General features: G+C 41.5%; 10 protein-coding genes and 4 tRNA genes. 4 read left to right on the top strand and 10 right to left on the bottom strand.

The window, feature by feature from the left end:
• The 8 genes from NH454_RS11015 to murB form a co-directional block, all read right to left on the bottom strand.
• The coding region (locus NH454_RS11015; protein WP_033023824.1) for a GTP-binding protein at positions 1–127 on the bottom strand (127 nt) is incomplete at its 3' end.
• Positions 128–263: 136 nt separating this feature from the next.
• Positions 264–339 (bottom strand) — tRNA-Thr (locus tag NH454_RS11010).
• Positions 340–352: 13 nt separating this feature from the next.
• Positions 353–427, bottom strand: a tRNA-Gly gene (locus NH454_RS11005).
• A 44-nt stretch (positions 428–471) separates the two neighbouring features.
• Positions 472–556: transfer RNA gene (locus NH454_RS11000), tRNA-Tyr, on the bottom strand.
• A 40-nt stretch (positions 557–596) separates the two neighbouring features.
• Positions 597–672 (bottom strand) — tRNA-Thr (locus NH454_RS10995).
• Positions 673–789: 117 nt separating this feature from the next.
• Positions 790–1488 carry a type III pantothenate kinase gene (locus NH454_RS10990; protein WP_253039075.1) on the bottom strand — a complete coding sequence of 233 codons (699 nt, stop codon included), beginning with the start codon at positions 1486–1488 and terminating at the stop codon, positions 790–792.
• Positions 1485–2477 carry a bifunctional biotin--[acetyl-CoA-carboxylase] ligase/biotin operon repressor BirA gene (birA, locus tag NH454_RS10985; RefSeq protein WP_253039073.1) on the bottom strand — a complete coding sequence of 331 codons (993 nt, stop codon included), beginning with the start codon at positions 2475–2477 and terminating at the stop codon, positions 1485–1487. Before birA ends, NH454_RS10990 begins: the two co-directional genes overlap by 4 nt.
• Positions 2474–3484 (bottom strand): UDP-N-acetylmuramate dehydrogenase, encoded by a 1011-nt coding sequence (gene murB / locus NH454_RS10980; RefSeq protein ID WP_253039071.1) that lies wholly within the window; start codon positions 3482–3484, stop codon positions 2474–2476. Before murB ends, birA begins: the two co-directional genes overlap by 4 nt.
• A gap of 145 nt (positions 3485–3629) precedes the next feature.
• Between murB and NH454_RS10975 the strand changes: the two genes are divergently transcribed.
• A complete protein-coding gene (locus tag NH454_RS10975; RefSeq protein WP_253039069.1) occupies positions 3630–5474 on the top strand; it encodes a M1 family metallopeptidase in 1845 nt (614 codons plus the stop codon).
• Between the two features lie 53 nt (positions 5475–5527).
• Here the strand turns inward: NH454_RS10975 and NH454_RS10970 are convergent, their stop codons facing one another.
• Entirely contained in the window at positions 5528–6151 is a 624-nt protein-coding gene (locus NH454_RS10970; protein WP_253039068.1) for a DUF2057 domain-containing protein, read from the bottom strand.
• Positions 6152–6256: 105 nt separating this feature from the next.
• On the opposite strand from NH454_RS10970, the gene NH454_RS10965 reads away from it, so the two are divergent.
• The 3 genes from NH454_RS10965 (at position 6257) to NH454_RS10955 (ending at position 9825) form a co-directional block, all read left to right on the top strand.
• Positions 6257–6628: a histidine triad nucleotide-binding protein gene (locus tag NH454_RS10965; RefSeq protein WP_135922951.1), complete on the top strand. Its 372-nt coding sequence runs from the start codon at positions 6257–6259 to the stop codon at positions 6626–6628.
• A gap of 230 nt (positions 6629–6858) precedes the next feature.
• Positions 6859–7515 carry a response regulator transcription factor gene (locus tag NH454_RS10960; protein ID WP_135922952.1) on the top strand — a complete coding sequence of 219 codons (657 nt, stop codon included), beginning with the start codon at positions 6859–6861 and terminating at the stop codon, positions 7513–7515.
• 153 nt (positions 7516–7668) lie between these two features.
• Positions 7669–9825: an ATP-binding protein gene (locus tag NH454_RS10955; RefSeq protein ID WP_138558427.1), complete on the top strand. Its 2157-nt coding sequence runs from the start codon at positions 7669–7671 to the stop codon at positions 9823–9825.
• Between the two features lie 93 nt (positions 9826–9918).
• Here NH454_RS10955 and NH454_RS10950 read toward each other — a convergent pair whose 3' ends face one another.
• Positions 9919–11334, bottom strand: coding sequence for a mannose-1-phosphate guanylyltransferase/mannose-6-phosphate isomerase (locus NH454_RS10950; protein WP_235404110.1), 1416 nt, complete (start codon positions 11332–11334; stop codon positions 9919–9921).
• Positions 11335–11381 lie beyond the last annotated feature (47 nt).

The following is an 11381-nucleotide window of genomic DNA, read 5'->3' as shown; positions in this document are numbered from 1 at the left end:
CACCACCGTATACTTTTGCAAGTACGTTAGTGATTGCTGCTGTTAGAGTTGTTTTACCGTGGTCAACGTGGCCGATTGTACCAACGTTTACGTGCGGTTTTACGCGTTCAAACTTTTCTTTTGCCATGACGGAACCTATCAGTTTTGTGTATCTAGATTACATATGAAAATAATCCACCGAGGGTAGATTAATTTAATTTTTTCAAATTTCAAATAGTTTTTTCTGACAGATAAAGGAAGAAATTAAGATGAGTTCTCGATACTGGTGCTGATAGGCAGATTTGAACTGCCGACCTCACCCTTACCAAGGGTGCGCTCTACCAACTGAGCTATATCAGCAACACCAGAAGTCTGGAGCGGGCAGCGGGAATCGAACCCGCATCATCAGCTTGGAAGGCTGAGGTAATAGCCATTATACGATGCCCGCATAGGAACCTGTTCTTAAACTACCTCTAACCGTCAAGAATAAAGTGGTGGAGGGAGCTGGATTCGAACCAGCGAAGGCTGAGCCGTCAGATTTACAGTCTGATCCCTTTGGCCGCTCGGGAACCCCTCCACGAAAATTCTTTACTAAGTCACTTCCGGTAAAAGGAAAGTGGTGCCGACTATCCGAGTTGAACGGATGACCTACTGATTACAAGTCAGTTGCTCTACCAACTGAGCTAAGTCGGCACTGCTTTAGTACGGGGCGAGATTCTAAGGTAAGGTTTATTGTGATGCAACAATAAAATCAAAAAAAATGTGATTTTATGTGTTAAACGCTCACTATTCAGGCAAATATAGGCTTTTTTACTGTTTTAGTGTTAATTCTAACCAGTAATTCAGTCCTTTAAAAACAAGCTGACTGTCAAACTCACTCTCAGCGAACTGCTCGGCCAACAACTTTCCATAGCCACCAGCGAATAATAAGCAGCTATTTTCATTATTAAGATGACGCTTAGCTTGCTCAATTGCCCCTACAGTCGCAACAAGCGCACCGTTTTTTAAACCATTAGGGGTATTTCGGCCTAACTCTGCAGCAAATGGAGTTTGCCCATCATCGAACACTTTTTGCGTATTTTGCGTTAATGAGGTTGTCATTAAATCAAGCCCAGGCAAAATCCACCCGCCAAGGTGTTCTCCTTCGCTGTTTAATACATCAATCGTTGTTGCGGTGCCAGCATCGACCACAATACAGTGTTGCTTTGGCAGCTCCACATATGCAGCAATTAGTGCAAGCCAACGATCAATGCCTAAATTGGTAAAGTGCTCGTAGGCACATTTTAAATTCTCAAGTTTAGCGCTTACTTTTGCCTCGTACACGGTAACTTTATGTTGCTCGGCTAGCTTAATAAGAGGAGCAAGCGACTCGGTACTGCCTACACAAGCAAACACCATGTCATTAATTTGCGGCCAAGGCAGCGCGTTCAGTTCACACTGTTTGTAACAGCCCTGATTATATAAAACAGCTTTAATAGCAGTATTACCTACATCAACTAACAGTCTCATTTATCTGCCTTACGCAATGAAATCTCACCACCATAGTAACTCTTTACCTCTCCGTCTTGGCGAATGCGGATACCACCTTGGCTATCAATCCCTTCACAAATTCCTCGCCAGCTACGATGCCCTGTATTTAGCTCGACACACTCTTTAGCAAATGCATTTAAGCTATTCCATTGTATGTACATCTCGTTTAGCCCTGACTGCTGGTACTGCGCTAATCGCTGTTCTAAACAAATACACAAATAAGCAGCGAGTTTATTCTTATCTAACTGTTGAACATGCTGACTCAGGTCGGTCCACGCTTGGTCAATGTGTTGGCTGACACTTTCGGGCATATGTAGATTTATGCCAATACCGATCACTAATTGACAGGGCCCTTGTGGTTGCCCATCAAGTTCAACGAGAACACCCGCCAGTTTTTCTCTGTTTATATAAATATCGTTTGGCCACTTAAGCTCAACATCAATTTGATACAAAGCTTTTAAGGCATCATATACAGCTAGCCCTACTGCAATCGACACTCCCATCGCCGCCTGTAAGCCATCATCCAAGCGCCAGAAGTAACTAAAGTATAAATTAGCGCCAAATGGTGATTGCCATACTCGGCCGCGACGGCCTTTTCCTGCTTGTTGCATTTCCGCAACCAGTACAGTGCCAGATGTTAACGGAACATCACTTTGAAGACGGCGCATTAATTCACTGTTGGTTGAATCAATAATTGGCTGCACCTCAACGTTGGCTGTGTTACCACCTAGTTTGTTATACTGCTCAGTAATCGCTTGTTGATTTAGAAACCCTGCATTATTGTTCAGGCAATACCCTTTACCCGTTACTTTAAAGATATCTAGGCCCATTTCCTGCAAAGAATGAATATGTTTACCAACAGCAGCACGGCTAATACCTAATTGCTCTCCTAATTGCTGGCCAGAAACAAAACCACCTTGATTGAGCGCTTGCAAAATAGCTAATTTGTTACCATCTGGCGCTTTCATGATGAAGCTCCCAATTCAATGTGACACTCACGATCGGCATCAATCAGTCGCACCTCGTGTTGTAGCGCAATTTTGTAATTTTGCCAGACTTGTTGCTGAACATGTTTCACCATGGCAATTAAATCATCTCCAGTGCTATTGCCGTGATTCACGAGCACTAACGCTTGCTGCTGATGAACTTCAATTCCTGCAACTTGATAGCCTTTTAACCCAGCATGTTCAATCAACCACCCTGCGGCAACCTTATGATGTTCAGCATCAACATAGTAATGAGGTAGCTCAGGGTACTGTTTTAGAAGTAACGCTAGTTGTTCATTAGAGATCACTGGGTTTTTAAAAAAACTTCCCGCATTAGCAAGTTCACTTGGGTTTGGTAGTTTGCTGTTTCTAGTTGTGATGATTTGTTCAAACACCTGCTGTGGCGAAGGAGTTGTAAGCTGTTGCAATGGCCCATAACTAAGCACTGGTTGCCACTTTTTAGGGAGCAGTAACCCGACTTGAGTAATCACCGCTTTATTTTTAAGTGCATGTTTAAAGATAGAGTCACGATAGCCAAATTGGCATTCGTCTTTTGTTAAACGGTTTATCGTTTTGGTAGCAATATCAAAGTACTCAACATAACTAACAAACTTTTCGAGCTCCACACCATAAGCACCAATATTTTGCACTGGCGCAGCACCAACGGTACCGGGGATTAAAGCAAGGTTTTCAAGCCCTGGCATGTCATTGGCAATGGTCATAGCGACTAATTGATGCCAGTTTTCTCCGGCCGCTATATGCAATAAAAAGCCATCACTTTGCTGCTCTATATTTATGCCCTTCGTGTTCATGTGAACGACAGAACCTTGGTAGTCAGATAAAAACACCGTATTACTGCCTTCACCTAAAATACAAAAGGGAGACGAAAAGTCTGTGCTTAAAAGCTGATTCACTTCATCAATTTGATAAAAATGCTGGCATTGGCTTGGCAAAGAAAAGGTATGAAAAGATTGCAGGGACTGAGCCACAAAACGCCTCAAAGGTTACCGGTAACTAATCGCATTAGTGTAACCTATCGTCGCAAAATACGCATTAGATTGTAAAAATCACTCAACCCACTGCACTAATCATGTTATAAAACGGGCTCTTTTTCATTTGTGTTCCAGGGTTATTATGAAGTTTAAACCATTACTTTTAAGTCTTGCTATGGCCGGTGCTTGCTCTCAAGCAACTGCAGATGCAATCAGCCAGCACACTTACGCAAACTTAGATGACGTAACAACCACTCACCTACTACTAGATTTAGATGTTGATTTTGATGACAAACAACTAGAGGGTTTTGTTGAGCATACGCTAGATTGGCACAATGCGAACAGCAAAACACTTGTACTTGATACTCGCGATTTAGATATCGACAAAGTAATGTATCAAGATAAAAAAGGCAGCTGGCACAAAGCTGACTTCACCCTTGCTGCACGTGATGACGTGAAGGGCTCAAAATTAACAATTAAATTTAAAAGCCAAGCGGTTAAAGCACGTATCTACTACAACAGCCGCCCAGAAGCTTCAGGTTTACAGTGGTTAACACCAGAGCAAACAGCCAGTAAGTCACACCCATTTATGTACAGCCAATCACAAGCAATTCATGCTCGTAGTTGGATCCCTGTACAAGATACGCCTGCAATGCGCGTAACTTACTCAGCACGTATTCACACTCCTAAAGACATTCGTGCAGTTATGAGTGCTGACAATAAAGATGCGCTTTATAAAGACGGCGACTACTTATTCGATATGCCACAACCCATTTCGCCATACTTAATCGCAATTGGTGCGGGTAACTTAGAATATAAAGCCATGTCTAAGCAAACCGGTATTTTTGCTGAGCCAACAATTTTAGATGCGTCGGTTGCGGAGTTTAACGACACACAAGCGATGATCGACAAAACTAACGCAATGTATGGCGAATACGCATGGGGTCGTTACGACTTATTAATGCTGCCACCAAGCTTCCCATTCGGTGGCATGGAAAACCCACGCTTGTCATTCATCACACCAACGGTTGTTGCTGGTGATAAAAGCTTAGTAAACCTAATTGCTCACGAGCTTGCTCACTCTTGGTCTGGTAACTTAGTGACTAATGCAACGTGGGAAGATTTATGGCTAAACGAAGGCTTCACGTCTTACGTTGAAAACCGCATCATGGAAGAAGTGTTTGGCCGTGACCGTGCAGTGATGGAACAAGCACTTGATGCAGCAGGCTTACGTGCATTACTTAAAACGCTACCAGCACCAGATACGCGCCTTAACTTAAAACTAAATGGCCGCGATCCTGATGATGCATTTAGCTCAGTGCCTTACACTAAAGGTCAACTTTTCTTAATCTATCTAGAAAACAAATATGGTCGTGACAAGTTTGACCCATTTGTAAAAGGTTACTTTGATCAATTTGCGTTTAAGTCTCTTACAACCGCTCAATTTGTTACTTACTTAAAAGCAAACCTGATCGACAAATACCCAGGCGTGGTCAGCATGGATAAAGTTAATGAGTGGATTTTTGAGCCAGGCTTACCAAGCGACGCACCAAATCCAACCTCTGATGCTTTCGATAAAGTTGATGCAGTGACCAAAACATGGTTAAACGGTGAGATTAGCGCAGCTCAATTACCAACAGCAGATTGGTCTGTTCATGAGTGGCTACACTTTTTAAATAATCTACCTCGCGATTTAAGCATTGAAAAAATGACTGAGCTTGATAAGCAATTCAACTTAACACAGTCAACTAATGCTGAGCGCGCTTTCGCATGGTTTATGCTAGCGGTAGGTAATGGTTATCAACCAATTTACCCTGCTCTTGATAAGCACCTCTCTGGCATCGGTCGCCGTAAATTAATTGTGCCACTATATAAAGCACTTATTAAAAACGGTAAAAAAGACTGGGCGCATGATGTGTACTTAAAAGCACGTCCGGGTTACCACCCTCTTGCACAAGGTACAGTAGACGACTTATTCGCAAAATAAGTCACTAAACCCAAAAAAGGCGCTGATTTCAGCGCCTTTTTTAATAATTAGAATTAGTTGCTTACCTTTTGTAAGAATGCACGACGCTCTTCAGGGCTCGCTTGTTGCCACCAAAACTCTAACATTGCCACTGCATTTGGCATATTTTTTAATCCAGCCTGCCCACCTGGTACTTTTGCAGGTAAGGTAACTGGCACCGCTGTCGCAGGCTTACTACTTGAACTTGCAACAGGCGCTGTCGCAACAGCTTGCGCTGACGTTGGCTGTGCACGATAACTAACAATTGATAACGGCATCGCAAGCTCACTGCCTTTCGCTTTTAGGCTCACTTGAGGTGACTCAGCAAACACCTGCGCTGCTACAGCATTACTGGCGCGATTAAATACAACATCATAGTCTTTGCCATTTTCAACCGTCACTTCAACCCAAAAAGGCTCTGACTCTACAACCTGATGGTCGTCATAACCTTGCTCATATAGATCTGTGTATTTCATTTTCAGCTGATAGGTACCTGGGGCAAGCTCAACATCATCAACACGGCTAAAAAATGATTGCTCAATAAGACGATCTCCCACTTGTAACGGTACAAGCTCTTCTGGAAAGTGAATAGTCTCGGCTACACTGCTAACACTATTCAATAGCATTAACACACTACTCAGTAATACTAACTTACGCATGTTCACTCCTTGGTTGTTCAACTTGTGGCAGTTTCAGTTTGACACTGCAAATAAAGTTTGTCATTAGTGGGCGGTCATTTAACCACATTTATAAGAGAGCTAAGTATGAGCCAAGAGACTATTTTTACAAAGATTATTAATCGCGAGATCCCTGCCGATATTGTCTATGAAGACGAGTTATCACTGGCTTTTAAAGACATTAATCCACAAGCACCCTTTCATGTATTGATCATTCCCAAAACACCAATTGCGACTGTTAATGACGTTACAGAAGAAAATGCCCACTTGGTTGGTCACTTGTATGTCGTTGCTGCAAAACTAGCTAAGCAATTTGGTTTTAGTGAGGATGGCTTTCGTGTTGTGATGAATTGTAACGAACATGGCGGGCAAACGGTGTACCATATACACCTACACATGTTAGCGGGCAAACCAATGGGTTGGCCTCCTTACCAAGATAAGATGAAAGAAAGCATCTAGCACTTTAATATGTAAATAACTGTAAAAAGTAGTACAAACATATTAATTTGAACTATACTATATATATATCAGTTAGTTAACACGTTGCATTAAGTTAACTAACTGTATTATTTGACACAAAATAGACACAAACTGCACTTTTCCTGCACAACTCTCAGAAATTTCTAATACGAAAGGGGTGGATTGCGTGGTAGGATGAAACTGTCAACTTTATTCAAGAGTGTATATATATGAGTAGTTCAGCCTTTTTATTATTAGATCCAGAACCGGTTAACACAATTGGTGTTAATGTATTAGAACCACTTTTAAAAACACAGGGGCTAGACGTCACATCTGGTACTGATATTTCTGAAGTACCTGAAGGCACACGCTTGTTATTCATTGAAACATCAAGCACTGATCCATGGGGTAAGCTTAAAGAGCAACTCGTTCATCTGCGCATGAAATGCGATATCGTATTATTCAATTTAGATGAAAACCCTGAATTAGCTAACCGTGCTCTATTAAGTGGTATCCGTGGTGTTTTTTACACAACAGACAATGCTGATGTGTTAATGAAAGGCATTCGTTTGTTGCTGGAAGATCAATTATGGTATCGCCGCGAAATCATGTGTAATGCATTAAATCGCATGCTGCAGTTTAATAAAGATGCCTTACATAAACTGACAGATGGCGACATCGAGCCGGTTAAACTTACTAAACGTGAAAAAGCAATTATTTCACTAATGAGTAAAGGTTCGAAAAATAAAGAGATTGCTGAAGACTTAAGCATCAGCCCACACACAGTAAAAACTCACTTGTACAGTGCATTCAGAAAAACCAAATGCCGTAACCGTATCGAGTTATTGTCATGGGCACAGCAAAATATTCCTGACGAGATCCGTTAAAACCAATACGCTTCGTCAAGTATTATTGCCAATTGCTACAATACACCCTACTAAGTTAAACAGACGCTACTAGCGTCTGTTTTTGTATCTTGTAGTTGATATACATGGCAATAGACCTTATTCTCAAGCTGACTGCAGACTGCCGGAAAAATAATGCTAGATTCAGCTACTTTATATTATGTAAGCGCCGCTATGATGGCGGTAATGACGTTACTGAACTATTTAACCTGGCGAACAAATAATAATACCCCGGGTACACTTCTTTATATTTTCTACCCTCTTGTCATGTTTGCATCAGTAATGAGTTTTGCATTACATGGTCATATTAATAATGTAGCCAGTATATCGATTGCCAACTCACTACTTTTTTGTGCCTCGATCATTCATGTTCTTGCCGTTTGCCAATTTTTCAATGCTAAGTGTGTCGGTTTCAAAGCTTTTGTCGGTATAACTGCAGCATTTGCGCTACTTATGATCTACCTCTCTACTGACAATTCAGAGTTAAGAAGTCGCATTTTAGTTTCTGATTTACAGCATGTTATCGAAGCGCTGTTCTTATTGGCACTGTTCATTCGCAATGGCCGCAAAAACTACCCTAATGGCAGCATTGTCTATATTTTAATACTCAGCATTATTCTTGCTGTTTTTACTGGCCGCACTTTATTAATGGGCGATATTGCTAAAGCAGACTTATTATCGGCAAACTGGTTTAGTATTACCCTATTCATTAACGGCGTTATCGCACCCATGTTTTATGCCACGGGTATGGCATTATTATGTAATGAACGCCGAGAACAGAATTTAAATCAACTCACTGAAAAAGCACAAAAAGACCTTGAAATTCGCGGCTTATTTTTGTCAACAATTAGCCATGAAATTCGCACCCCCCTAAATGGTATTTTAGGGAGTGCACAACTTATCATGAACCAATCAAGTGATCCTCGCGATAAACCTTACTGTGAAGCGATTATCAACTCTGCAGAATCTCTCAATTTACTGGTTGATAAAGTCCTTGATTATGCAAGTCTAGATCAGCGTGATGAAGCGCTTTATGAAGAAGATGTTGAGTTTAAAACTTGGTTAAACAATTTATGCTTACTGCTAAGCCCACTTGCAGAACAAAAACATTTAAAGTTTGAGCTTATTTACGATTTACCTGCTCAAGCATGTTACTACTGCGACCAGCAAAAACTAAGACAAGTTATTATTAACTTAGTGGGTAATGCGATTAAATTTACAGACCACGGCGCAGTAAAAATACATGTAACGTTACTTAAAGAAAGACAATTAGATCATCTTGTTCGCATCAGTGTTATCGACTCAGGTCCGGGTATCGAAGACGAAGAAATTATCTTTCTCACAGAACCCTATGTACAAAGCAGTGCAGGTAAAGAAAAAGGCGGCACGGGACTTGGTTTGGCAATAACAAGCCGATTACTCGAGAAGCTTGGAAGTAAACTTAATATTACCAGTGAGCTAAATAAAGGCAGTACTTTTAGTTTCGATATTTCACTTGCGATTGGTGAGCTAAGTCTTGTTGAACAGCGCCACCAATCAAAAGACTATGTAACTGGGCTTGACGTTTTATTGGTCGAAGATCTCGATCTAAACCAAAAAATTGCTATCGAATTTATGGCCGATGACGAGCACAAAATTAAGCTCGCAAAAGATGGTAAAAGCGCTATAGAGTTAATGCAAAAGCACCACTTTGACGTAGTGTTACTTGATATGAATTTACCTGATCTCAGTGGGCAGGATGTATTAAAAAAACTCAAAACTGTTGACCACTTAAATCAACGAACACCGGTGCTTGCCTTTACAGCAAGCCTTAGCCCCGATGAAATAAAAGAATACTTGGCGCTGGGAATTAAAGATATTGTCGGAAAACCAATAAAGCAACAAAAGCTACGCCAAGCACTTAGCGATTCGCAAACGAACCAGGCTGCGAGCATAGCTGTCGAGCTGCGCGACACTTTGTACGATGAAACGGCTGCAGCGACACTTGTAAGCTCATTTAATGAAGATGAAGTATCATCAATCTACAACGAATTTGTTTTATCAGCTCGTAACAAGTTGATTCGCTGTCAACAACTTGTAGAAGATGATAAAGAACAGTGCATCAAGCTTCTCCACCGCCAAGCCAGTACCGCTTTGCAATTAGGCTTTAACCGTTACGGCTTAGAGCTTAAAAAAATAGAGCGTAAGTTACTCGACAACAAACCTCTTAAAGACTCGCTTACAGATACACTTGTGCTGTGGCAAGACAGCCTTCAAGCCTACTTAAAACATGTAAGAAGTGAATTAACTTAAGGAAAGCGGAAACGTTAAAACCTAACCAATAAAAGTTTAAGCCGGCTGTTCTCAATAAAGAAACAACCGGCTCAATTTAGTTAAAACTTATAGCTAGTCCCTACCATACCTATCATCAAACCGCTCGATGTCGCTTTCATCAAGTATTGCACCGGTTTGTACTTCAATAACGATCAGAGGTGTGGCTTGTTGATTAGCGAGGCTATGTAATTGTTTAGCCGCAATATAACAAGATTGATCGGCTGTTAGCTCAAACTCGTCATCACCTACTCGCACACTTGCCACTCCAGATACGACAACCCAATGCTCTGCACGGTGCTGATGGCGTTGAGTTGAGAGTTTTGCACCGCTGTTGACGATTATTTTCTTTACCTTAAAGCCAGTACTTTCAATTAAAGTTCGATAGTTGCCCCAAGGTCTGAATACCGCTTGATGGTGAGTCAATTTGTCATTATCAATAACAGCAAGCTGCTTAAGTAAATCAGGAAGCTTATCGAGCGCACTTTTATCTGCCACTAAAGTGGCATCATGAGTATGAATAATTGCTTGATTACTCACGCCGAGCGCCGCAATAGTGTGGTCGGCTTCGCTGATGAGTAGATTATTTTCGCTATCTAAACTCACGCCTTGCGAGGCTAAATAGTTACCATGACAGTCTTTTTCAGCGATTTTAGAGAGTGCTGAAAAGCTGCCAACATCACTCCAATTTAAATCAACAGGAATAACAGCAACGTTAGCGCTACGCTCCAAAATAGCATAATCAATGGAATCACTTGGGCATGCTGTAAGCGCATTCGCTACAGGCCGTTGAAAACCTAAATCTGCAGTAAAGCTTGCCGCCTTTGCGACACTGTCAGCAATCTTTGGCGCAAAACGATTAAGTTCGCTTAAATACACATCCGGCAAAAATAAGAACATGCCGCTATTCCAGCCATATTCACCACTGGCAAGGTATTTCTCGGCTAATTGCCGGGCTGGTTTTTCTTTAAATTCAGCCACCTTAAAGCAGCCTTCATGGGCTAACTGCTCACCTTGGCGAATATAACCATAACCAGTATGTGGCTCAGTGGGTGTAATGGCAAAGGTCACTAACTGTTGTTGCTGGCAAAGCGCTATAGCATTATCTAAGCATGCAATAAGCTTATCAAAATCACTTATGTGGTGATCAGCAGGCATGACTAGTAAGGGATCTTTTAGGCCATTTTGCAATGCAAATTCAGCTGCTAAGGCAATCGCTGGCGCGGTATTTTTACCTTCAGGCTCCAGCAGTAGAGTATAGCTATCTGTGATTTCTGCAATTTGCGCTTTAGCAATAAAACGGTGCTCTTCATTGCATACTAAAATCGGCGCATTAAATCGTGAGTCAGCCACACGTAAAAGCGCGCTCTGTAACAGTGACTTGTCGCTAAGCAAAGGTAAAAACTGCTTAGGCATCGCTTTACGTGACAAAGGCCATAAACGAGAACCTATGCCACCAGCAAGAATAACGGGGGTGATTTTGCGACTCATGATTGCTTAAAGTAAATTATCCAACCATGAGTTTAACAAATTTTTGA

It is taken from the genome of Pseudoalteromonas sp. Ps84H-4 (genome assembly GCF_024124645.1).
GTDB lineage: Bacteria > Pseudomonadota > Gammaproteobacteria > Enterobacterales > Alteromonadaceae > Pseudoalteromonas > Pseudoalteromonas lipolytica_C.
This window is presented reverse-complemented; position numbering and strand designations above follow the sequence as displayed.